Genomic DNA, 23,484 nt, shown 5'->3' on the forward strand with positions numbered 1-23,484 from the left:
TTCTTTTTCTTTAGCTGTTTGGATCTTTTGGATGTTTTCATTTATGAGAGAAGACATAACGCCAAATTCATCTTTTGAAACGATATTTGACTTGATAGGCTCTTTGATCTCGTAGTTTAGGAATTTAAAGAACGAAATAAGCGAATCAGATATCTTTGAGAGTGGCTTAAGTGATCTGCTAACTACAAATAAAAGAAGTGCGACAATGACTACTATAAATACTATTGATGAGATGATTTGTGAAATAAATGTCTTATTTAAGCTCTCGTCATAGTCTGTCCATGAGTTTGCAGAGCATACAAGCCAGTTTGCTTGATCATAAAGCTCGCAAACAAGAAGTCTCTCTGCGCCTCTAAGATTATAAGTAAATGTTTTATCGCCATTTTTCTTATACTCATTTGAGTAGTCATCAATGATCTTCATAGCTTCGCTAGCATCAGATAAAATAAGATCCTTATGAACGAAATGAATTATTTTTTTATGCTCTAGATCCAATAAAGCTATTGCGCTACTTGGAGTTGGTTTTATCTTATTAAGCCCATTATCAAGCTTATCTATACCCATATCCACGCCAAAGACACCAACAACCTTACCACCAACGACTACCTTTTTAGCAATAGTTAAATTTAAGCCACCAGCTGAGCTTGTGTATGGAGCTGAAAAAATGATGCCCTCTTTTGCAACAGCGTCCTTGTACCAGCCCTTAACCCTTGCATCATAGTTTTTTCTCTGATCAAAAACCATAAATTTACGATCTTTGCCATCAAGCACAGCGTTATAAACAGCACCATCAGCCGCATAACCAAAGTAAAACTCAGAAAAATCAGTAACCTGCGCTGCATCCATTAGCACTTTTTCCAAAGCCTCTTTGTCATCTAAGATTTGCGGATGCGCCTCGATGTAACTAGCAAAATTTTGAACGGCTGCAAGCTTATCTTCAAAAAATGCATTCATATAAAACTGCAAAACTTTTGAAGATGAAGTCTTAGACTCCTTTGCTAGATCATAAATCCTCTCCTTGGTATTTGTGTAATTCACCGTTGAAAACACGCCAAGCGAGACAACTAAAAGCACTACGATGATGAGTGCTATCTTGTTTGCTGCTTTTTTCATAAACAAAATCCCTTTGTGTAAAATTTTATGTTTATATCGGCAAATTTTTTTATGATTAATAGCTATTTACAATTATTTAGGTGTGAAATTTCAAGCTAAATTTCATATAAAGCTTAGTTTCTAGCATCTGCCAAAACAAGTGCAAAAAGTACATCAACGCCTGCTTTTTGAAGCGTATCTCTAGCTTCTAGTATCGTTGTGCCAGTGGTTACGATGTCATCTATCAAGATAACTGGCGCCGTGATCTTTTTTAAAATTTTAAAATTTCTTGGATTGTTTTGTCTAAATTTAAGATCCTTGCCGCTATAACTGACACTGCTTGTCGCATGCAGGGCGTGAAAGATGGGTTTAAGGTTTTTAGCACGAAGTTCATTTGCCAAAATAGCTGTGTGAGAGTAGCCATTATGCACTCTATCATCTATCGGCAGGGCGTAAATTTGCTCTGGAAAGTTAAAATTTTCAGCAAATTTCTTAAATGCAAATTTGGCTAAATTTTTATATATAAAAAGTCCGTGCATTTGGTGCTTTGAGTGGATGAGCTCTTTGATCTCAGAGTAGCCATAGAAGCTATAAATTTTAAAGCCCTCTAGCTCTCTTACTACAGGGCTTGGCTCACTTAAAATTTGCGAGCAGGTTTTACAAAATGTCTTTAGCGTAAAGCTCTTGCAAAACGCACAAAACATCAGCTATTTAAGATAGCGATCGCAGAGCGTTTAACGGCGTCGTTGATGATGTCTGTTAAGAATGGCTTAAATGCTCCGCCAGTGCGAACTAGCTCAAATTTGGTTTGATTGTTTGAGATATTTTTGATGATGCTTTGATCGCCTTTTTGAATTTTAAGAGTGATCTTTATCTTACCTCTTGTGTTGTCGCTGTTATATCCGCTCATATTTGCTTCAAATTCGTTTATGAAAACTTCAACCACAACGCCACCCATACCATTTACATTTGCGCCACGTGCTGCAAGCTCTCTTTTAAGGGAGTCGCTAAAATAAGTCGCGAGATCGTTTTGAAGCACGACATACTCTTTTACAGTGCCTCTGCCATCGGTTATAGTTGCGATAGTGCTTTTGTTTTTGCGACTATCATGCACCGCGCTTATATATACTTCAAGGCCGTTAGCTTGCTGACTTGCAGCAGTTTTGTAAGGATCAAATGCAACTACTGTCTGAGTAGGCGCACAACCGCTCAAAAATAGGACAAAAAGTCCAAAGATAGCTAGAAATTTAAATTTACTCATATTTTTCCTTTCAAAGTTTAGTGATCTCATCAGCCACTTTTATGGCAGCTTGCTTGACTAAAAGCGCGATAAAGAAGTCAAACTGACCACTTTTTGACGCCTCAAGCTCCTCCACGTGGTGTCTAGTCGAGATAGGAATTCGTTTTTTGAAATTTATATCTGAAAGCACAAGCTCGCCATATAGATGTCCGTTTAAAATTTCAGAGCTTCTTGAGTAAGTGCCTCTAAGCTCGTCAAATCTAAAATCAAGTCTATATGTATAAGGCGATGTTTGCGTATCCACGACCACGATGCCACGCGAATTTAGCTCACGTTTTAAAAACATATAAAAGAGCACTTCAAGGCGTGGGTTTGAGTTAAAGACTACGCCGCTACCATCTTCTCTTGTGTAATAAATAGACCTTGCGCTGCTTCTAGCATCCACGATCCTATGAAAATAGACCTTCTTTAGCCCGACATTTATGTCGATCATATTTTTTTCTAAGCAGCAATTTATCGCCACGTCACTTCTATACTTGACGCCATTTATAAAGACGCCATCGCCCCTGCCCTTGCAAGCGCTGCAGTCAGCTGGGATCCTCATAACCTCTTCAAAATAGGTATTATCTTGGCTGCTTATGCTCGCACTTTGCACGCCGTCTATGCCCTCGCACGATAGACAAAGGCTAGCTTTTGCCACACAGCCAGTTAGAAAGATGGCTGCAAAAACTGCTAATAATGTCGCTCTTAGCATTTCACTTCCTTTTGCTCCTTTTGTTTTTTGCGGAGATTTTTCACGCTCTCGCCTGCGATGCCGTAGTTGTTCGTATCGATCTCATCGATAATGACAACAGTATTTTGAGCGCTTCTACCTAAAATTTCGCTTATTAGTTTTGTAACTCCGCTTATCATCTTCTCTTTTTGCTCCACACTTGGGCTATCATTCTCTTTTGTCACGCAAATTTTCACAAATGGCATAGCACTCCTTTTTGTAAATTTAGTATTTAAACCTATAAAAACAGCATAAGACAAGTCATAATGTCGTGAGATGATTTTGGATGTTGCGCATAAATTTTCGATCAAGATAGGACAAATAGTCCATCGAAGAGAGAAAATTTAAAGCTCATTCAAAAGCGCTCACGGCACGCCGCTAGTCTATTTTTAGGACCGAGAGAAAGGCTTCTTGCGGCAAATTCACCTTACCAATCGCCTTCATCCTCTTCTTACCCTCTTTTTGCTTTTCTAGCAACTTCCTCTTACGCGTGATGTCGCCGCCGTAGCACTTAGCTGTGACGTTTTTGCCCATTGATTTTACGGTTTCACGAGCGATTATTTTGTTGCCGATGCTAGCTTGTATCGCCACTTCAAAGAGCTGACGTGGCACGATCTCTTTCATCGCCTTTACGAAGTCCCTGCCCTTTGTCTGCGCCTTACTCTCAGGCACGATGATAGAGAGCGCATCGACCGTCTCACCAGCCACTTTTACATCAAGCTTTACTAGATCGCCCACGCGGTAGTCGCTTGGCTCGTAGTCAAAGCTCGCATAGCCTTTGGTGCTTGACTTTAGCTTATCGTAAAAGTCCATCACGATCTCATTCATCGGTATATCGTACTCGAGTAAAACGCGGTCAGTCGTGATGTAGTCCATCTTTGTTTGTATGCCGCGGCGGTTGTTTAAAAGCGTGATGATGTTGCCCAAAAACTCGCTTGGCGTGATGATAGTCGCTTTCACGTATGGCTCAAGGATTGAGTCTATTTTATTTACAGGTGGCAACTGGCTTGGGTTTTGAATTTTTAAATTTACCCCATCAGTTTGAATTACTTCGTAAGTCACGGTCGGCGCTGTGGCGATGAGATCAAGGTCAAATTCACGCTCTAGCCTCTCTTTAACGACCTCCATATGAAGAAGACCTAAAAAGCCAACCCTAAAGCCAAATCCAAGCGCGACCGAGGTCTCTGGCTCGTAGCTAATGGAGCTGTCATTTAGCTTAAGCTTATCCAGCGCGTCACGCAGATCTTCAAATTTATCAGTTTCAATAGGATAAAGTCCCGCAAAAACAAATGGCTTAGCCCTCTCAAAGCCGCCAACTGGCTCTTTTAGGGGATTTCTTGACTGCGTTATCGTATCTCCAACTTGCACATCGCTAACGTTTTTAAGCCCCAGCACGACTATACCGACCTCGCCAGCGCTAAGCGTTTTAGTCTTGATCGGAGCTATAGGATTTGGATACATGAGGTCAAGCACGATATGTTTTTTGCCTGTGCCCATGACCAAAATTTCGTCATTTTTTGAAATTTCACCATCATAAACGCGCACAAGAGCAAGCGCGCCAAGGTAGTTGTCAAACCAACTATCGTAAATGAGCGCCTTTGTAGGCTTGCTTACGTCGCCATTTGGTGCAGGGATCCTCGTGATGATCGCTTCAAGCAGCTCTTTTATGCCAACGCCTGTTTTTGCGCTCACTTCGATCGCTCCTGAGCAGTCAAGGCCGATGATGTGCTCGATCTCGTCTTTTACCCTAGCAGGGTCAGCCGCTGGCAGGTCGATCTTGTTGATGACTGGGATGATCTCTAGGTTATTTTCAAGTGCGATATAGACGTTTGCGATGGTTTGCGCCTCCACGCCCTGAGAAGCATCCACGACAAGTAGTGCGCCCTCGCAACTAGCCAAAGAGCGGCTCACCTCGTAGCTAAAATCAACGTGTCCTGGGGTGTCTATCAAATTTAGAACAAAATTTTGCCCATTTAGTGCGTAGTTTAGGCGGACAGATTGGGCTTTGATCGTAATGCCACGCTCTTTTTCGATGTCCATCGTGTCCATGATTTGCGAGCTCATCTCACGGTCGCTTACAGCGCCACACTCCTGAATGAGGCGATCAGCAAGCGTGCTTTTGCCGTGGTCGATGTGAGCGATGATGCTAAAGTTTCTAATGTTTTTCATGAAATCCCTAGTTAAATTTTAGGCGATTTTATAAAAAAAATCGTTAAAGTTGAGTAAAAATGAGTTTGCTAGGCTAGCAAGGCTTAAATTTAAAGCTCAAATTTAGCTCTTAAACTTTTACGCAAAGCGCAGAGCACAACGCAAAGTGAATATAAAAAATAAAGATAAGCAAGAAGCGGCAAAAAAGCTAAAAAGGCTGAAGCATAAACTAAAGCGCTAAGCCCGTATGTCGCAGTTGCAAGCACTGGCACGTGATAAATCCAAAGCTCTGGCTGTTCAAAAGGGGTGTCTATAGCGTTAAAATATAGAGCAAAATTTAACGTCAACAACAAAATAAATATATAATCCTTTTTCATACAAAATAGAGCGAAGATCAAGGCTACTACGAAATTTACTGCGATAAGAGGAACCATATCCATAAAAATACCAAGCAAGCACATAGCCACGACTACTAGATATTCATTTTTTATGCGAAACATTAAATTTAAGCCTTTTGCGTCAAATTTCACTCAAATTTTAGTGATGATGCCCAAAATGCTCGTCTTTATGCGCGCTTTTTAGCTCGCAGATGAGATCGTCTTTATGTCCAAGGCTCTCGCTCTCAAACTGAAGCGTGACATGGCCGATGCCTGCGTGAGAAAGCTCGTGCTCGATGTGCTTTATCATCTTTGAAATTTCAGCCACACTTAGCGCATCATCCACCACCACGTGGGCTATGAGCGCATTTGTGCCAGCATTTATAGCCCAGATGTGCAGGTCATGCACGATTTTAACGCCATCTACGCCCTTTATAACGCCTAAAATTTCATCCGTATCAAGCTTAAGCGGCACGGCTTCGATCAGGATATTGAAGCTATCTTTTAGCAAGCTAGCGCCACTTTTTATGATGAGTAGCGAGACAAAGATACTTGCGATGCTATCGGCCTGCGTGAAGTTAAATTTCATCACAAGAAGCGCCGCGACGATGGCACCAACTGAGCCAAGCGTGTCGCCAAGCACGTGCAAATAAGCACCTTTCATATTTAAATTTTCTTTTGTATCAGCGCTTTTATGCATATAAATAGCCACGACTAAATTTACCACAAGCCCCAAAATGCTAACAAATAGCATCGTTTCAGCTTTGATCTCTGGCTCGTTAAAAAGCCTGATGATAGCTTCGACTACGACAAAGACTGCAAGTGCGATAAGAGCGATGGCATTTATAAAAGCGGCGATGATCTCGACCCTTTTGTAGCCAAAGGTCTTTTGTAAATTTGCCCTTTTTTCTGCGATCTTAAAAGCAACCAGCGACAAAAAGAGAGCCGCAGCGTCTGAGAGCATGTGAAATGCGTCGCTAATAAGCGCAAGCGAGTTTGAAACGAAGCCAAAAACGGCCTCAACTATCATAAACATGAAAATTAGAAAAAATGAATTTCTAAGAACATTTTTATTGTTCGTGTGAATGTGCATACCGCCATGCTCGGCGTGAGAGTGGTGAGAGTGAGTCTCTTGCATCTAAAATGATCACCTTTTACTGATAAATTTAAACGTCCCTAGCTAGCTCTGCTGCCGTCTGACTAGAGACTAAGCAAGCTAAAAACTGCGTAAATATGCCCTGCGTGTGCTTTAATGGCGCTTAAGAATTTAAAAATGATAAAATTTTTGTTGTAACTCTTGACATTACAACAAAAAATTATTATACTTCGCTCATCGGTTGTAAATAAAAAGATTACAACACAAAAAACAAGGAGAACAAAATGAAAAATTATCAGGTTGCAAAGATCGCAAACGAGCCAAGAGTTGAGCTAAAAGAGGCTTTAAATTTAACTGGCTGTGAGGTATCTATAAATGAGCTTCCAGCAAACACAAGCGTGCCATTTGTCCATGCACACAAGCAAAACGAGGAGCTTTACATCATCACTGATGGCGATGGCGAGCTTTTCATCGACGGCGAAGTGATAAAAGTAAGCAAAGGCGACGCGGTGCGCATAGATCCAGAGGGTAAGAGGTGCTTTAGGGCTGGCAAAAACGGCATCAAAATGATCTGTATCCAGACAAAACGCGGTAGCCTAGAGCAATACACAATGAGTGACGGCGTGATAGTTGATGACGTAAAGCCAAGCTGGCTGTAAATTTAAAGACAAATTTAAAGAAAAAAAAATGAAAATAGCAATCATCGGTGCAAACGGCAAAAGCGGTGCAAATTTAGTAAAAGAAGCGCTAAAACAAGGTTACGACGTCACAGCGATCGTTAGAAACAAAGAGTATAAAAACGAAAGCGTTAAGGTTATCCATAAAGATATTTTCGGGCTTACAAAGGCTGATCTAGCTGGCTTTGACGCAGTTATCAGCGCATTTGCAGCATGGAGCGAAGAAACCTTCCCACTTCACAAAAAAGTGGCCGCTCACCTTGTAAATTTACTAGAAGGCACTAGCACAAGGCTCATCGTAGTTGGCGGCGCTGGCACGTTATTTATTGATAGCAAAGGCACTATGCTCATGGACACCCCAGACTTCCCAGCAGCATATATGGGCGTGGCAAAGGCTACGGCAGAGTCATATTTTGAGCTAAAAGGTAGCGCAAACGTGCTTTGGACATATGTAAGTCCGGCAGCCGACTACGATGAAAATGGCGCTCGCACCGACAAATACGTGCTTGGCGGGGACGATCTCATACTAAACTCGCAAAACGAGAGCTATGTAAGCTACGCAGACCTTGCGCTTGCGATCATAGACGAGCTAAAAAACAAGAAATTTATCCAAAAACGCTTCACCGCAGTTGGCGAGAGGGCGTGAGTTTAGTTTTAGCAGGCAAATTTAAACTTATGCCTGCTAAACTTAGAGGTTTAAATATGAAATTTAAGGGAGTTTATGCAAGTTGGTATTAAATTTTCAACTGCGATACATGCGCTTTTATGTGCTAAATTTTTTGAAGACGAGAAGGTTACTAGCGAATTTATAGCTGGCAGTATAAATACAAACCCGGTTATCGTTAGAAAGCTACTTGGCGTCCTAAAGGCTGCAGGGCTCGCAAATGTCGCAGCTGGAGTTGGTGGAGTGAGCCTTGCAAAAGAGCCAAAAGATATAAATTTACTTGAAATTTTTAACGCAGTAAACGACAAAGAAAAACTCTTTAAAATTCACTCTGACTCGCCCAAAGCCTGCCCGCTTGGTGGCAGGATAGAGGAGCTTTTGACGGGACACTTTTTAAGAGCACAAACTGCCCTAGAAAACGAGCTAAAAAACGTTACTTTGCAAGATTTATTAGACGAGCTTGCGAGATAAATTTAGGCTAGAAATTTGACCTTTCTAGCCAAAGATAAATTTTAAACTACTCTTGCATCGCTATCCATTTTTGTGCGATCCTGACGGCATTTGTCGCAGCTCCCACACGGATCTGATCGGCACTGCACCAAAGGTGAAGCACATTTGATCTAAAGTTATCAACCCTGATCCTGCCAACATAAGTCTCGTTTGTATCGCTTGAGATAGTAGGCATCGGATACTCTTTTTTAGCTGGATTATCGACTACGACGACGCTTGGAGCTTTGCTTAAAACCTCTCTTGCCGCATCTGCGCTCACGTCCTTATCGAAGTGGATAGTGATCGCCTCAGAGTGGCTTCTAAGCACCGGCACACGCACGCATGTCGCGCTCACTTCGATATCTTTGTGAAGAATTTTTTGCGTTTCATTGACCATTTTCATCTCTTCTTTTGTATAGTCATTGTCCAAAAAGACGTCGATGTGTGGGATCACGTTTAACGCTAGGCGGTGCGCAAAGACCTTTGGCTCGCACTCATCAAGTTTAAATTCAAAGAATTTTTGCATCTGAACAACAAGCTCCTCCATGCCCTCTTTGCCAGCGCCACTTGCTGCTTGATAGGTAGAAACATCGACCCTGTTGATGCCAAAAGCGTCATTTAGTGGTTTTAAAATTTGCACCATTTGGATGGTTGAGCAGTTTGGATTAGCGATGATGCCGCGGTTTTTCCACATAGCAATGTCACTTGGGTTACACTCAGGTACGACTAGCGGGATATCTTTATCCATCCTAAAATGGCTGGTGTTATCGATGACTACTGCGCCACTATCGGCTGCAAATTTGGCAAATTTCTCTGAAACTGAGCCACCTGCGCTAAAAAATGCGATATCGATCTCGTGCTCGCTAAAAACTTTCTCGGTTAGCTCTTTTACTTTGTAGTGTTTGCCCTTAAATTCGATCTCCATGCCAACGCTCTTTGCACTTGCAAGTGGCAAAAGCTCACCAACTGGGAAATCAACCTCCTCCATAACTCTAAAAAGCTCTTCGCCGACCGCTCCAGTAGCACCAACGACCGCTACGTTAAATTTTCTCATCTGCTCTCCTTGGTTTCTTTTAATTTTCTTAATTTGCATAATTTTACTAGTCAAAAACTTAAATTTTTACCTATTTTTTACTTCTTGCTTGCAAAAATAGATCTTTTGGCAAAATTTCATCGCCCTCGCTTAGTATCGCTGCACGCTGCACGACTGAGATGAGCTCTCTTATGTTGCCTGGGTAGTCATAGCCCAAAAGCTCCTCTTTGGCTGCTTTTGAGAAATTTTTAGCCTCAAAGCCATACTCTTTGCAGCATTTATCCAAAGCATCCTGCGCGATAGGCAAAATTTCATCCTTTCGCTCGCGAAGTGGCGGGATGAAAAGTGGGATCGTGTTTAGGCGGTAGAAAAGATCCTCTCTAAACCTGCCCTCTTTCATCGCAAGCTCTAAATTTGCATTTGTAGCGCAGATGATGCGAACGTCTATCTTTTCGCTCTTTATAGCGCCAAGTCTTGTTATCTCGCGCTCCTGCAAGGCACGAAGCAATTTTGGTTGTAAATTTATAGGCATCTCGCCGATCTCATCTAAAAATAGCGTTCCGCCATTTGCCAGCTCAAACTGCCCTTTTTTGGTAGTAGCTGCGTCGGTAAAGGCGCCTTTTTCAAAGCCAAAAAGCTCACTTTCTATCAAATTTTCAGGGATAGCAGCCATGTTTAAAGCGATAAATGCAGCGTCTTTTCTTGGTGAGTTTGCGTGGATAAATTTAGCAAAGACTTCCTTGCCAACGCCACTTTCGCCACTAAGCATTATTGAAGCGTCAGTTCTTGCAGCTTTTAGCGCGATATTTAGCGTGGCTTCTAGTGCCTTTGAAGTGGCTAAAAAGCCGTTATTTTCGCTTTTAGTTTCAACTTTTTTTATGCTTTTTGGAGTTTTTTGTTTTAGCGCCTCTACCCTTTTTATCGCCTCATATAGCGTTGAGACGTCAAATGGCTTGGTTAAAAAGTCCTTCACGCCGAGCCTAACGCTCTCGATCGCCTTGTTAAGTGTGGCGTTTCCAGTCATTATGATGACGTCAAATTTGCCGTTTAACTCCTTAATGAACTCAAGTCCATCCATCTTTGGCATATTTATGTCGGTGATTATTAGATCAGTGTCGTCGCTTAGCTTTTTTAGAGCTTCAACTGCGCTCTTATAGCTTTTAATGTTTAGCTCTTCATACTCGCCAAGTGCGATCTCAAGCGACTTTCGCATATTGATGTCATCTTCTACTATGACGATATTCATTTGATCTCTTTTTTATTGAAGTGTGCCGATGATAGCGGATTTTGGCTTAAATTCCACCATAAATCTAACTGGTAAAATTTTCAAATTTGAAGCGTTTGAGATCTGTGTATTTTTGACATAAAGCTCATTTTTTATCATCACTTTTTTTAAGGCAAAGCAGTCAAATATCTCATCTTTGTGTAAATTTAAAAAGCCAAGAGTTGTGGTGTTTTCATCTTTAAAAGCGTCTATCTGGCAAAGAAATTTTGGTTTTGGGTTTGGCGTTAAAGTCATCGCCTTTGAGAAAGAAATTTCCTCATTAGCGATGATATGATTTGTCGTATCGACCTTTGCCCAGAAGATAAACTCCTCCAGGCAAAAGGCGAAATTTAAAAGTATCGTTAGTAAGAAAAGACTTCTCGCCACTTATCTTCGTCTATCTTAAGCTCCATATTTACCTTATAAAGCCCGTCTTTGAAATTTTCACTTACGATCCTTGCGTTTTTGACAAGGCCTTGAACCTTTGAAGTGATAGATGAGTCGTTTAGCATCGCGTCTCTTACGGTGTCTTCAGCGTTGATCTTTACGCCATAAAGCTTACCTGCAAGCTGCGAATAAGCATCAGCCATCGCCGCTCTTTTTGCAAGAGTGACAGACTGAGCGTATGAGAGCGAATTTAGCGGAGCTATGCCCTCGCCTGTGGCTCTAAAAGTGGTCTCTCTTGGAGCGCTATCATATATCATCTTCTCTTTTTTCATCACCTCTCTAAGATCGTCTTTATCGACCTTTTGGATGACTACGTTGCGGTTTGATGTGCTAGTTGGCTCGCCCATAAAGCCATTAAATGAGCAACCGCCAAAAATAGCGATCATCAAAGCAAAAGATAAAATTTTAATCTTCATAAACAACCTTTTTTATGCTTTTATTTAAAATTTAATAGCAAATTTTATTCCAAAAGCCCCATATCTTCGCTTGGTGCTTCTTCTTCGTCCTCGCCGTCTTCAGCCTTAGGGCATCTTGCGATACTTACAACATCATCGCCATCTACATTTACGACGATCACGCCGCTTGTGTTACGTCCTGCTTTGCGGATACTTTGCATATCGACTCTGATCATCTTACCGCTTGATGTTAGAGCCATGAGATCTTGCTCTTCATCAACCATCACAACGCCCACAAGATCGCCTGTTCTGTTTGTTAGCTTCATGCAGATGACGCCTTTGCCACCGCGATTTGTCAATCGATACTCATCAGCGGTTGTGCGCTTGCCGATACCTTTTTGAGATATGCTTAAAATTTCTTGATCATTGCTTTCGATGACCGCAGCGCCTACGACCTCGTCGCCTGGCTCTTTAAATTTGATACCAGTTACGCCGCGTGCCGTTCTTCCCATTTGGCGAACCTTACTGATCTTAAATTTAAGACACATACCCTTTTTGGTAACTACAAATAGCATTGTCTCATCGCCTGAGTTTGCGTCCTCTTCGGCGTTTGCACTATCTTCGTCGATCTCATTTTGAAGCTCTTCAACTTCAAGCACCTCTGTCTCAACGCTTAGCTCATTTTCAGGGTCAGTTACTGGCATATCATCGTATGTTTGAGCGATGAGCGCAGTTACTAGCTCGTCATTCTCATCAAGGCTTATAGCTCTTACGCCAACTGAGCGGATGTTTTTAAACTCACTTAAATTTGTGCGTTTTACGATGCCGTTTTTAGTAAAGAACGCTAGCGATTTGCTCTCGTCAAAGTCAGTCGTTGGGATGATCGCTTTGATCTTCTCATCAGGCTGCAACTGGATCAAATTTACAACTGCTTTGCCCTTTGCTGTGCGGCTTCCCTCTGGAATTTTATAGACTTTTAGCCAGTATAGCTGTCCGCGGTCTGTCACAAACATAAGCGTATCGTGGGTATTTGAAGTAAAGAAGCTCTCTATAAAGTCATCGTCATATGTCGTGACCGCTACTTTGCCCTTGCCGCCGCGTTTTTGCTTCTCGTACTGCTTGCTTGGCACACGCTTGATGTAGCCACGGTGAGTTATGGTTACTACCATATTTTCATTTGGTATGAGGTCTTCGATATCGATATCATCGTAGTCATCAACGATCTCAGTCACTCTTGGTACTTTAAATTTATTTTTGATCTCAAGAAGCTCCTCTTTGATCAAATTTTCAAGCAATATCTCGCTCTTTAAAATTTCATCAAGTCTTGCGATCTCAGCCATAAGCTCGGCTAGCTCGGCCTCTAGTTTTTCTCTCTCTAGGCCTGTAAGCTTGCTTAGACGCATATCTAGGATAGCGTTTGCTTGAAGCTCTGAGAGGTTAAATTTACTCATCAAGCCCTCTCTAGCAACCGCCGTATCAGCACTATTTCTAATAAGCTCGATCACCTCGTCGATGTTGTCAAGTGCGATCTTTAGACCCTCTAAGATATGGGCTCTTGCGCGCGCTTTTTCAAGCTCAAATATCGTTCTTCTAATGATGACCGTTTTTCTGTGATTTAAAAATAGCTTAAGTAGCTCGATAAGGTTAAATACCTTTGGCTCTTTGTTATTAATAGCAAGCATAATAACGCCAAAAGTGCTCTCCATCGTGGTTGATTTAAAGAGATTATTTAGCACGATGTCGCTCATTGCGTCACGTTTTAGCTCGATGACTACGCGGATGCCGTCCTTGTCTGACTCATCTCTAACCTCGCTGATGCCATCTATCTGCTTATCTTTTACAAGCTCGGCGATCTGCTCGATAAGCCTTGCTTTGTTTGTTTGATAAGGCAGCTCGTCGATAACGATGACATCTTTGTTTGGCTTTTTTTCTATATGAGTTTTGGCTCTTAGTTTGACCCTGCCACGACCTGTGCGGTAGGCCTCTATGATGCCTTTTTTGCCAAAGATGATACCGCCAGTTGGGAAGTCTGGACCTTTTATAAATTCCATTACCTCTTCAAGTGTCGCCTCTTTGTTTTCAAGAAGCAGCAAAAGGCCATCTATAAGCTCATCAAGGCTGTGTGGCGGGATATTTGTCGCCATACCGACAGCGATACCGCTTGAGCCATTTAATAATAAATTTGGCACACGGCTAGGCAAAACATCTGGCTCAACCTCTCTGTCGTCGTAGTTTGGCACAAAATCAACCGTGTCTTTGTCGATATCTTTTAAAAGCTCTTCAGTAAGCATAGTCATTCTAGCTTCTGTATAACGCATCGCAGCTGCGCTATCGCCATCAATCGAGCCAAAGTTTCCTTGTCCATCAACGACTGGATAACGCATAGAAAATTTCTGAGCCATACGAACAAGTGCGTCATAAACCGCTATGTCGCCGTGTGGGTGGTACTTACCGATGACTTCACCGACGATACGAGCTGACTTCATATAAGCACTTCTGCTGCCAACACCGAGGTTATCCATAGCGTATAAAATTCTTCTATGAACTGGCTTTAGTCCGTCTCTAGCGTCAGGCAAAGCACGTCCGACGATGACGCTCATAGAGTAGTCAAGATAGCTATTTTTTATAGAATCTTCGATATCAACTGAAGCGATATCTTGAGTTAATTCAAGTAGATTGTCTTTCATTTTTATCCTTAAATTTAGCTTGTGGGATTTTAGCCAAAAATTGATAAAAACTTGCTAAGGGCAAAGCGGCCTGGGTTAAATTTAACCCTTAAGCGCGCTCGTAATATGTAGCTCCGTTTGAAAAACGCTTTGTGTAAAGTGGGGTGTATGGCACAAGATCAGCGTGTCCTGCGTAGAGCCTGCCCTCTGGCTTAAGTAGCTTATGAAGCCTTTCGACGCATTTTAGCCTAAATTCGTCGTCAAAATATATCATCATATTTCTTGAAAGGACGATGTCAAATTTACCAAGATTAAACATCGCATCATCAAAAACATTTAAAATTTTAAACTCACACCTTGGTAAAATTTCTTTTTTTATCTGAAATTTATCATCAACTTTTGTAAAAAATCTCTCCTTTTGAAACTCGCTTAGCCTATGTAAGCTCCTCTCGCCATAGCTTCCTACGCTACAAGCTTGTATGGCTTCTGAGTTTATGTCGATGCCAGTTAGCTGGATATCACTTTGTTTAAGACCAAATTCATAAGCAAGCATAGCAAGCGAATAGACCTCATCGCCAGTTGAGCAAGGCGCGCATAAAATTCTAGCCTCCCCAAGCTCTTTTGCGTAGTAGATCACGTCTTTTAGCTGGGCTAACTCTCTATAAAAATATGTCTCATTTACGGTGACTAAATTTAAAAGATCTTGCCTAAGCAGCGTGTCAAATCTTATCATCGAAACTAGATCTTTAAAGCTTTTTATCTGGCGATTTTTGGCAAATATACTAACTCTTTGCAGAGTGATGTCTCTCTTTGGCTCCAGATCAACCCCGCAAAGCGTCTTTATAGTGCTCATAAATTCGTTAAATCCATCCATATCGCTTGGTGCTTTTGCCTCTAAAACTTCGCTTTGTTTATCCACTTTGTTAAAAAGCATTTAAAAACTCCTCAAGCTCTTTTCTTATCATCATTAAATTTAACGATTTTAAATTTTGATTTAGCTCTTTAGCACGCTTTGGCATGCCATAAACTATCGCGCTCTCTTCATTTTCAGCTATGCATTTTGCACCTGCTTTATAGAGCTTATCAAGCCCAGCTGCGCCATCATCGCCGATGCCAGTTAGCAAGATCGCAAGTAAATTTACATTTTTGGAGATCTGCGTGCCTGAGTTAAAAAGTACATCAACATTTGGCGTATATATCGTTTTTATCTCAGGTTGTGGCTTTGCACTAACTGGCAAAGTCGCTGAAATTTCAAAATTTTGATCACAGATATAGACGATATTTTCTTTTAAATTTGTCTTTTCGCTTAGAATTTCAACATTTATGTTGCACTCCCTGCCCATTTGCGTGACAAATGAGTTTATAAACATCTTGTTCATATGCTGAGCTATGACGACCATCGCACCATTTAAATTTATATCTTTTAATAGTTTTTTTATATGACCTGGGCCTCCTGTAGAAGCCCCTATTAAGACCAGTTTTTGAGCCACTAATTGCCTTTAAATTTAAAATTTACCACACAAATCAAGTTCTAAATTCGTCAAGTTTTGCATTTAGCGTATCTGTCATCTTGTTTAGATGCTCAGCAGCTGAAGCTATCTCTTCTACGCTTCTTGCACTTTGAGATGAAATTTGACTTATGCCCTCCATGCTTTTTACTATATCGTCAATATCCTTGCCAGTCTTTATATAGTCCTCGATAGTTTTATCAGACAGTCCTATGGCTGATCTCATGATACCACTCATATCTCTTATGGTGTTTTGCGCGTTGTTTGCCACGCCTGTTAGCTCGCTTATTTGCTTAGAGTTTATACTCATTTGCTCGCTACTTTCATTTATAGCTTGAACGATGACGTTGATAGTTGCGTTTATCTCAGTAAGGCTCTTTTGAGTGCGCTCAGCTAGCTTTCTAACCTCATCTGCAACGACTGCAAAGCCACGTCCATGCTCGCCTGCACGTGCTGCTTCGATGGCTGCGTTAAGAGCTAGTAAATTTGTCTGATCAGCGATGTCGTTGATAACAACAAGGACTGATTTAACCTGCTCAGCGTCACGGCTAAGCTGCTCAATCTTGCCAGCCATTTGATTTTCAATATCAGATGTCTGAGCGATCTCTGAAGATAAATTTGAGATGGTATTTAGCGTCTCATCAACGTAGCTTAGCGCCTTTTGAAGATCATCTTTGCCACCTTTTGCAACTTCGATTGAATCTTTCATATATGATTGTATCTCAGCGCAATCCTTCCCAGCGCTCTGAACTATCTTGCTTGAGTTTTCTACCCCGCGACCAGTTTGGACGGAGGTTGAGCTAAGCTCGTTTGCGATGGAGCTGTTTTCATTTGAGATATCTTTTGCCTCTGCGATTAAAACCCTTACTTTTTCTATAAATTTATTTATGGCTTCGCTTGCCTTTGCTATCTCATCTTTGCCGACGACTTCTAGTTTTCTTGTTAGATCGCCATCGCCACTTGAGAGGTTTGTAGCTCGCAAGATTAGCTCATTTAGCGGTTTTGTGATAGAAAATTTAGAGTAGAGCATGGCAACTATTAGTGAGATGATTAAAACTACGACGGCTATGACGATGAAATTTGTAGTGTTTGCATTGGCATCATTTTGCATGGTAGCTGAAATTTTATCTATCTCTTTATACATACCCTCAAGATCAACAACAGACATCAAAAGCACATCCTCATGAAATAAATTTAGCTTTTGTCCACGTGCTATCTTTCTTATAGTATTGCCATCCTTTGACTTCGCAACAAAATTTACAAAGTCTCCATTACTATTTTGCTTAGCCTTTTCGATAAGCTCTTTTACATATTTATAGCCATTTGCGTCAGTTGCATCAAGCCTATTTTGTCCATTAAATTCAGGTATACCAGGGTTTGCAATAACCACACCATCTATTGTTGAGAGACTAAAGTAACCAAGCTTACCATCACCAAATCTAGCCCTTGAGAGATAGTCGATAATATCTTCTTTTTGATCTTCTATGGTCTCGTTTGCGTCGTCATAGACCTCTTGAATTTTTAGCAAAATGTTTGAAACGATATCCATCTCTTCACTTAAAGCTGCTCTTTTGTCGGCTAAGATCGTTTCAGTCAGCTGTTTGGTGGAAAATTCTATCGCTTTGTTTTGCTCGTAAATGTTTAGAAAGACTAAGATGGCTCCAAGCACCAGTAGGGACGAGACAATCATCATCGTCACTTTTGATGAAATTTTCATAATACCTCCTTTTTAATGTTTAAATTTCCTTAATTTTGAGATTATAGCACTATTAAAGTGCAATATTTACTTTTTATTTGTGATCTTATATAAAAAGCTAAATATCTCAGCCACCGCTTTATATAAATTTGGCGGTATCTCTTGATCGACCTCGACCTTGCTTAAAATTTCAATGAGATCAGGATCCTCTTTGATCGGTATGTCATGCTCTTTTGCAAGGCTTATTATCTTGTTTGCTATCTCGCCAGCACCGCTTGCAAGCACCTTTGGAGCGTTATCTTGCGATCTGTTGTAGCCAAGGGCAACGGCTTTTTTCTTATTTACTTGCATCAAATTTTCTTATCAAAGCCCACATCAAGGCCGCCAAAATTTTTAAATCTATCATTTAGCTTCACCTTTGGCGAAGTCTTGATGTTAAAATTTGAAACGATTAGTCCAAGCTTTGAGATCGCTTGCTTTAGCTCGCTTGAGCTAGATAAAATGAGCTCTTTAAACTCATTTGTCTGCGTTGCCACCGATAGATCGATATAGCGTTTATCCACAAGCCCCACCATCACATTTATCTGGCCAAATTTCTTAAAATTTAGATCGATCTGGGCATAAAATTTATCCTTTTTGCCCTGTTTAAACGCGACATTTCCGCCCTCCACGCCGTCCCAGATATATGGCATATAAGTTTGTATGCCTCCTTGCAAGCTTGAGACCATCTGATGCATTTCTATTTGCGAGATCATCTTGTTTGCAGCATTGACGGTCTGGGTATTTTGGCTCTTTTCGCTGATATTTAAAAGCGTGCTTTTTACATCTTGATTTAGCACCTTTGAAATTTCACTCTGGCTCTTTGTCGTGATGTTGTTTATGTCGTTAGTGGCTAGTTTTAGCTGCTTTAAAAGCGCCTTACTTTCGGCTAGATCGCTTTTTGCCGCACTTGCTTCTGGGTCTGCTAGGCTAAGGCTATGAGCTAGGCGTCTTGCTGCACTTTGGAGCTTATCTTGCAAGCTGCCCTCTTTTGAGACGTCACTAACCTCGTTAAACGCCTTTACAAGCCCAGCCTCATCACCTATATTATTTAGCATTTTTAGATCGTTTTTTAGGCTCTCAAGGATAGCTTTTAGCTCTTTGTGATTTGAGCTAAAAGCCACACTTTGATTTAACTTTTCGCTAGCTAAATTTCCTACCTTCTCGCTTAAATTTGAGATTAAATTCTCCATCTTACTGGTCTGATTTTTAACAGCGTCTGCGCTTTGTTCTTTTGAGAAGTTTTTATCTAGAAATTTAGCCACATTATCAAGCTTATCCACATCTTTTAAAAGCGTTTTTACACTTGAGTTATCAAGGATGTTTTTAGCATCACCGCTCGCTTTTTCAAGCATAGAAGTAAGCTTCATAAACGAGTTTTGATTATCCAAGCTCTCATCATTTAGGGTTAAAATTTGACTAAGTAAATTTTGATTTGAGAGATTTTTTATATCGCTTAGTAGCTTTTGTATCGAGCTTGGCAGCTTCTCTGGGGTAAGCGCATCTTTTAAATTTGCTTCAAGCATGACGCCAGAGTTTTTGATCTGATCATTTAGCGAGCCAGCTTTTAGATCGGCGATTGGCTTTAGAAATTCTTTTAGTTTTAGAGCAAGGCTCTTTATCTCAGGGCTTTCATTTTGCGCAGCTTCTGCCTCTAGGCTTTTGGCAAGGTCTGAGAGCTCACTAGCTAAATTTGGAGCGATCTTTGTATCTTTTGCCTGAGATAAAATTTGCTCAGCCCTGCTAAGGCTTGAAGCACTTTTTAGATCATCAAGCACCCTTGCAACTAGCTTACCAACGTTATCAAGGGCGTTTGAGACGGTTTGTTCGCTTGGCGTCTGGGCTGGCTGATTTTTAAAAAGCGAACCCTCGTTTTTACGGACAGGCGCGTTTTGAGCGGCGTTTTGCCCAGTTTGAACCGAGGTGTTTGATATATTTAGAGAATTTGCTACGTCCATTTTCTACTTTTTATTTTCTCTATCGGCAAAATTGCCATTTTGCTGAATAGTCGCGATGCCAGCCGTCCTTGCAACGAGCCTGTCGTTGTAGTCTTTTCTCATGTGCTGTGGTATGGTCTTTTGAGTTAGTGCAAACAAAATAAGCCCAACATAAAGCACCAAATAGACATAGATAAAGCCAAATGCGCCAAAAATTTTCATCGCATAGCTCATAAGAAGTGGCGAGAAAAGCGAGGCAAAAGAGTAGCTAAAAAGCAGCGCACGCGCCACTTGGACGCTCTTTGTCTTGTCTGTGATCTCGTCATTTGCCCTAGCGAGCGAAAGTCCGTATGTGCAAAAAATGCCACCGCCAAAGAAAAATGAAAGTATGTATTGAATGATCAAATTTGAGCCATTTAGCAAAAAGAGTGCTGCACTAACTAATGCCACGGCGCTGCAAAGCAAGAGCGCTGGGCGTCTGCCGTATCTATCTGAAAAGCCTCCGATAAACGTTTGAGCTAAAAAACCCCCAGCCATCGCTATGGTCATAAAAAATGACGCCTCTTTTGCGCTATATCCTTGAAGCAAGACAAAGAGGCTTGCCATAGAAAAAAAGCCATTTATCGCAAGTCCTGCAACTAGCGCTCCTACGAGGGCAAGTGGGACGATGCCAAAAATTTTAGGGATGTTTATGGGTTGGCGCTGCGGGATTTGAGGCTGATTGATGCGGATTAAATTTAAAGGTATGCTTGAGAGCATGATAAAGGCTGCGCTGATGATGAAAATTTCAAATGCGCTAAGATCAAGCGCTAAGATCAAAATTCCAAGTCCAAAGCTCGTGTAGAAAACGCACTCGTAAAAGGCGATGACACGCGATCTTATCTTGTTTGGGATTTTAGCATTTAGCCAGCTTTCTATAACCATCAAAAGTGCGTAGTAGCAATATCCCAAAAAGGCTCGCAAAATCGCCCAAAAGATCAAATTTTCACTTATGGCGTGAAGCATGGCTGAGACTGCAAATATAGCTGAAAAGATAGCAAAAGCTCTGATGTGGCCAGTGGTTGAGATGATCCTGTGCGCTGTGATCGTGCTAATTAACGCTCCTATGAAAAATCCAGTGTTAATTAGTCCAATCGCAAGCTCGCCTACGCCATTTTGCTTAAGTAGCGCACTACAAGAGGCGATAACTAGGCCGTTTCCTATAAAAAGCAGGCTCATGCCCAAAAATAGCGGTCCCATCGAGCGAATGATCCTAAAACTACTTGCCATCTGCGTCCTTTCTTAAATTATTTTGCATTATCCCAAAGATAAAAGCTCCAATAGGCATCGGAGCAAGCCCCACTAAAAAGCCAGGCACGTTTAGTAAATTTTCATTTTTTAAAAATATAAATCCAAAAAAAAGTATCGCATACGCAACCAAGCGATAAGGCATAAAGGCTGCCACAAAGCTTCTATCTTTAAATGAAAATTTCTGCTTTTTTAGCCTTGCTTTTTCATCTTTTAGGCTAAATTCTTTTGCCTCATTCTGGGGCAAAATTTCATCATCTTCTTCGTCCTCTTCTTCTATCTTGGCTAAAATTTCCCCTCTTGCATTTTCTAGCCTTGAATTTATGCGGTTTTTATAGGCAAAAAAACTAGCCGTTAGGATGATAAGCGAGGCAAAAAATGAAATTTGCGAGCTTATAAAAAATTGATTTGATATAAATTTGCCAACCGCGCTAAGGGCTAGCCAAAGCGCAAAGTAGCAAATAAAAAGCCTGCTAATCGTCCTCGTCATCATCGTCTTTTTTATAGCCTTTATATCTAGCTTCATCCTTTAGCTCATCTAAGCTTTTAACCTGCGCTTTGTAGGCTTTATAAACGTTTAAAATGGCAGCTGCGATGCCAAAAGCAAGCCCTATCCAAAGCGCTGGCGTGAAATTTGTAGCCTTTTTTACAAGATACCCCAGCCCAGTGCCGATAACCACAGCCACGACCATAGATATACCAAGACTTAGCTGCTCAGCACCTGCTACAATATCTTTTATCTTAAATTTTGCCATTAAGCTTTTATCTCCAAAAATGCCTCTTTAGCTGCACTTACCGCTAGGTCGATATCCGCTTCACTCATCGCATCGCAGATAAATCCCGTCTCAAACTGACTAGGTGCAAGATAAATTCCGCGTCTAAGCATCGCTTGATGAAATTTAGCAAAGAGCTTTGTATCGCTCTTTAACGCATCGTCGTAGTTTTTCACGGCGTGCTCTGTAAAAAAGTAGCCAAACATCGAGCCACGAACATCGGTTTGTATAGCGATACCAGCGCTCTTTGCTGCCTCTTTGAAGCCCTCCATTAGTTTTTTAGCTAGTTTTTCAAGTCTAGCGTATAAATTTATGTCGCTATTTATCTTTGAAATAGCCGCTATACCAGCGCTCATCGCCACTGGGTTGCCACTTAGCGTACCTGCTTGATATACTGCACCTTCAGGGCTTAAGCAGTCCATAATTTCAGCCTTACCGCCAAATGCAGCGACGTTCATGCCTCCGCCTATAACTTTGCCAAATGTGACAAGATCGGCATCTACTTCGTGAAATGGATATGAGCCAAGGCGAGAAGCTCTAAAACCGCTCATAACTTCATCAAGTATAAGCACTGCGCCAAATTTATCGCAAAGCGCCCTAAGCTCTTCTAAAAATTTCTTATCAGCTGGCACAAGCCCCATATTTCCAGCGATAGGCTCGATTATGACGACGCCTATTTTGTCTTTGTTGTTTTCAAAGATGGCTTTTACGCTCTCTATATCGTTGTAGATAGCTAAAAATGTATTTTTCACAACATCTTGTGGCACGCCGCCACTTGAAGCGTTGCCGTATGTCGTAGCGCCACTTCCTGCTTTGATAAGAAGTGCGTCGCTGTGTCCGTGGTAGCAGCCTTCAAATTTGATAAGTCCATCTTTTTTAGAGTAGCCTCTAGCCACTCTGATAGCACTCATGGTAGCCTCTGTGCCAGAGCTAACGAAGCGAATTTTATCTATTTGTTTAAACTCATCACATATTAGCTTTGCTAGAGCGGTCTCTTTTGGAGATGGAGCGCCGTAAGAAACGCCTTGTTTTACAGCAGAGATGATCGCTTCTTCTATGTCTTTGTCGCAATGACCAAAGATGAGCGGACCCCAGCTTTGGATGAAGTCAAGGTACTTTTTGCCCTCGACGTCGTATAGATAAGCACCCCTAGCATGATCTATCATCACAGGCTCGCCACCAACACTGCCAAATGCACGAACAGGTGAATTTACGCCACCTGGGATATACTTTTTAGCTTCGCTAAATGCCTCTTTATTTGTCATTTTTTATCCTTTTGATTTTGTGTTTTTAAATTTGTCTTTTGATTATCTTTTTGATTTATTGCTGGTTTTGCTGGTGTCTTTTGCGCCTGCGTGTTAGCTGGCTTTGCGGGCTCAGCTGGTTTTGCCGGGGTGCTTTTAGCTGGCTCTGCAGTTTTTTCGCTTGGCGCAGTTTTAGCGGGTTCAGGCTGTTTTTGCGTAGCAGCAGGCGTGGCTGACTTGGCTAAATTTTGTGTTTTTGGCGCTTTTGCAGGAGGTTTCATCTGATTTGTGATGTATTCATAAAGTATAGTCGTCTCTTCGTCTGTCAAAAAGTAGCTTGGCATGACACCTTTTGGCTTTGTTAGAGCGGCTTTAAAGCTTTCAAATTCTATATCATTTATCTTTGGTGCTCTAAGCTCATCATCGACCGTTTTGTTTGCCTTTTTGTCAAAGTGCTTGTATTTAGAGATCAGACTGCCTTCGCCCTTTGCGCCGTGACATTTGTCACAGCCTATGCCACGTGGATTTAGGTAGAGCATCTTGGCGTACTCGGTCTTTGTGATAAAATCAGCACCAAAAATCGCCACGCAAAAAAGCAAAATCAAAAAAACAGACCTCATAAACCTCTCTTTTAAAAATT

26 protein-coding genes are annotated in these 23,484 nt (G+C 41.4%); 3 read left to right on the top strand and 23 right to left on the bottom strand.

All coding sequences use genetic code 11. From position 1 onward, the window contains the following. From MTT29_RS09375 to MTT29_RS09410, 8 genes are all read right to left on the bottom strand, one after another. Positions 1-1,113: cache domain-containing protein (locus MTT29_RS09375; protein ID WP_429800474.1), on the bottom strand; the 1,113-nt coding region annotated here is incomplete at its 3' end. Between the two features lie 113 nt (positions 1,114-1,226). Then, positions 1,227-1,796 carry a ComF family protein gene (locus MTT29_RS09380; protein WP_429800475.1) on the bottom strand — a complete coding sequence of 190 codons (570 nt, stop codon included), beginning with the start codon at positions 1,794-1,796 and terminating at the stop codon, positions 1,227-1,229. Continuing rightward, a complete protein-coding gene (locus tag MTT29_RS09385; RefSeq protein ID WP_021090028.1) occupies positions 1,796-2,353 on the bottom strand; it encodes a YajG family lipoprotein in 558 nt (185 codons plus the stop codon). Before MTT29_RS09385 ends, MTT29_RS09380 begins: the two co-directional genes overlap by 1 nt. A gap of 10 nt (positions 2,354-2,363) precedes the next feature. Beyond that, the gene (locus tag MTT29_RS09390; protein ID WP_103620162.1) at positions 2,364-3,086 is read right to left on the bottom strand and encodes a hypothetical protein; all 723 of its coding nucleotides are present in this window, start codon (positions 3,084-3,086) and stop codon (positions 2,364-2,366) included. Then, positions 3,080-3,310 carry a 2-hydroxymuconate tautomerase family protein gene (locus MTT29_RS09395; RefSeq protein ID WP_103566346.1) on the bottom strand — a complete coding sequence of 77 codons (231 nt, stop codon included), beginning with the start codon at positions 3,308-3,310 and terminating at the stop codon, positions 3,080-3,082. Before MTT29_RS09395 ends, MTT29_RS09390 begins: the two co-directional genes overlap by 7 nt. Before the next feature lie 172 nt (positions 3,311-3,482). After that, positions 3,483-5,273, bottom strand: coding sequence for a translation elongation factor 4 (lepA, locus tag MTT29_RS09400; protein ID WP_103620163.1), 1,791 nt, complete (start codon positions 5,271-5,273; stop codon positions 3,483-3,485). Between the two features lie 89 nt (positions 5,274-5,362). Next, positions 5,363-5,752: a transporter gene (locus MTT29_RS09405; RefSeq protein ID WP_429800476.1), complete on the bottom strand. Its 390-nt coding sequence runs from the start codon at positions 5,750-5,752 to the stop codon at positions 5,363-5,365. A 37-nt stretch (positions 5,753-5,789) separates the two neighbouring features. Continuing rightward, a complete protein-coding gene (locus MTT29_RS09410) occupies positions 5,790-6,767 on the bottom strand; it encodes a cation diffusion facilitator family transporter (RefSeq protein ID WP_429800477.1) in 978 nt (325 codons plus the stop codon). A 242-nt stretch (positions 6,768-7,009) separates the two neighbouring features. Between MTT29_RS09410 and MTT29_RS09415 the strand changes: the two genes are divergently transcribed. The 3 genes from MTT29_RS09415 to MTT29_RS09425 all read left to right on the top strand — a co-directional run bounded on the left by MTT29_RS09415 (position 7,010) and on the right by MTT29_RS09425 (position 8,537). Continuing rightward, the gene (locus MTT29_RS09415; RefSeq protein WP_429800478.1) at positions 7,010-7,384 is read left to right on the top strand and encodes a cupin domain-containing protein; all 375 of its coding nucleotides are present in this window, start codon (positions 7,010-7,012) and stop codon (positions 7,382-7,384) included. Between the two features lie 28 nt (positions 7,385-7,412). After that, entirely contained in the window at positions 7,413-8,048 is a 636-nt protein-coding gene (locus tag MTT29_RS09420) for an NAD(P)-dependent oxidoreductase (protein ID WP_429800479.1), read from the top strand. A 75-nt stretch (positions 8,049-8,123) separates the two neighbouring features. Next, positions 8,124-8,537, top strand: coding sequence for an Rrf2 family transcriptional regulator (locus tag MTT29_RS09425; protein ID WP_429800480.1), 414 nt, complete (start codon positions 8,124-8,126; stop codon positions 8,535-8,537). Positions 8,538-8,583: 46 nt separating this feature from the next. On the opposite strand, the gene MTT29_RS09430 is transcribed toward MTT29_RS09425, so the two are convergent. From MTT29_RS09430 to MTT29_RS09500, 15 genes are all read right to left on the bottom strand, one after another. Continuing rightward, entirely contained in the window at positions 8,584-9,609 is a 1,026-nt protein-coding gene (locus tag MTT29_RS09430; RefSeq protein ID WP_021090026.1) for an aspartate-semialdehyde dehydrogenase, read from the bottom strand. Positions 9,610-9,679: 70 nt separating this feature from the next. Next, positions 9,680-10,834, bottom strand: a complete 1,155-nt coding sequence (locus MTT29_RS09435) for a sigma-54-dependent transcriptional regulator (protein ID WP_107945236.1) — start codon at positions 10,832-10,834, stop codon at positions 9,680-9,682. A gap of 12 nt (positions 10,835-10,846) precedes the next feature. Continuing rightward, entirely contained in the window at positions 10,847-11,239 is a 393-nt protein-coding gene (locus tag MTT29_RS09440; protein WP_429800481.1) for a hypothetical protein, read from the bottom strand. Continuing rightward, positions 11,215-11,709 (bottom strand): LPP20 family lipoprotein, encoded by a 495-nt coding sequence (locus tag MTT29_RS09445; RefSeq protein ID WP_429800542.1) that lies wholly within the window; start codon positions 11,707-11,709, stop codon positions 11,215-11,217. The genes MTT29_RS09440 and MTT29_RS09445 overlap by 25 nt, the downstream gene beginning before the upstream one ends. A gap of 50 nt (positions 11,710-11,759) precedes the next feature. Next, positions 11,760-14,381: a DNA gyrase subunit A gene (gene gyrA / locus MTT29_RS09450; protein WP_429800482.1), complete on the bottom strand. Its 2,622-nt coding sequence runs from the start codon at positions 14,379-14,381 to the stop codon at positions 11,760-11,762. Positions 14,382-14,469: 88 nt separating this feature from the next. After that, on the bottom strand, positions 14,470-15,294 hold the full coding sequence (locus MTT29_RS09455) for a CheR family methyltransferase (RefSeq protein ID WP_107831799.1): 825 nt from the start codon (positions 15,292-15,294) through the stop codon (positions 14,470-14,472). After that, the gene (locus tag MTT29_RS09460; RefSeq protein ID WP_103616498.1) at positions 15,284-15,850 is read right to left on the bottom strand and encodes a CheB methylesterase domain-containing protein; all 567 of its coding nucleotides are present in this window, start codon (positions 15,848-15,850) and stop codon (positions 15,284-15,286) included. The genes MTT29_RS09455 and MTT29_RS09460 overlap by 11 nt, the downstream gene beginning before the upstream one ends. Before the next feature lie 34 nt (positions 15,851-15,884). After that, positions 15,885-17,585, bottom strand: coding sequence for a methyl-accepting chemotaxis protein (locus tag MTT29_RS09465; RefSeq protein ID WP_429800483.1), 1,701 nt, complete (start codon positions 17,583-17,585; stop codon positions 15,885-15,887). Positions 17,586-17,651: 66 nt separating this feature from the next. Continuing rightward, positions 17,652-17,918: a FlhB-like flagellar biosynthesis protein gene (locus MTT29_RS09470; protein WP_223227339.1), complete on the bottom strand. Its 267-nt coding sequence runs from the start codon at positions 17,916-17,918 to the stop codon at positions 17,652-17,654. Beyond that, a complete protein-coding gene (locus MTT29_RS09475) occupies positions 17,915-19,561 on the bottom strand; it encodes a flagellar hook-length control protein FliK (RefSeq protein ID WP_429800484.1) in 1,647 nt (548 codons plus the stop codon). Before MTT29_RS09475 ends, MTT29_RS09470 begins: the two co-directional genes overlap by 4 nt. Before the next feature lie 3 nt (positions 19,562-19,564). Then, the gene (locus tag MTT29_RS09480; RefSeq protein ID WP_429800485.1) at positions 19,565-20,809 is read right to left on the bottom strand and encodes an MFS transporter; all 1,245 of its coding nucleotides are present in this window, start codon (positions 20,807-20,809) and stop codon (positions 19,565-19,567) included. After that, a complete protein-coding gene (locus MTT29_RS09485) occupies positions 20,799-21,317 on the bottom strand; it encodes a hypothetical protein (RefSeq protein ID WP_223231290.1) in 519 nt (172 codons plus the stop codon). Before MTT29_RS09485 ends, MTT29_RS09480 begins: the two co-directional genes overlap by 11 nt. After that, positions 21,301-21,582, bottom strand: a complete 282-nt coding sequence (locus MTT29_RS09490; RefSeq protein ID WP_087582590.1) for an AtpZ/AtpI family protein — start codon at positions 21,580-21,582, stop codon at positions 21,301-21,303. Before MTT29_RS09490 ends, MTT29_RS09485 begins: the two co-directional genes overlap by 17 nt. Next, positions 21,582-22,865 (bottom strand): glutamate-1-semialdehyde 2,1-aminomutase, encoded by a 1,284-nt coding sequence (gene hemL / locus MTT29_RS09495; protein ID WP_429800486.1) that lies wholly within the window; start codon positions 22,863-22,865, stop codon positions 21,582-21,584. Before hemL ends, MTT29_RS09490 begins: the two co-directional genes overlap by 1 nt. Next, positions 22,862-23,464, bottom strand: coding sequence for a c-type cytochrome (locus tag MTT29_RS09500; protein WP_429800487.1), 603 nt, complete (start codon positions 23,462-23,464; stop codon positions 22,862-22,864). Before MTT29_RS09500 ends, hemL begins: the two co-directional genes overlap by 4 nt. Positions 23,465-23,484 lie beyond the last annotated feature (20 nt).

The sequence above is a fragment of the Campylobacter concisus genome, from assembly GCF_050447485.1.
Taxonomy (GTDB): domain Bacteria; phylum Campylobacterota; class Campylobacteria; order Campylobacterales; family Campylobacteraceae; genus Campylobacter_A; species Campylobacter_A concisus_BQ.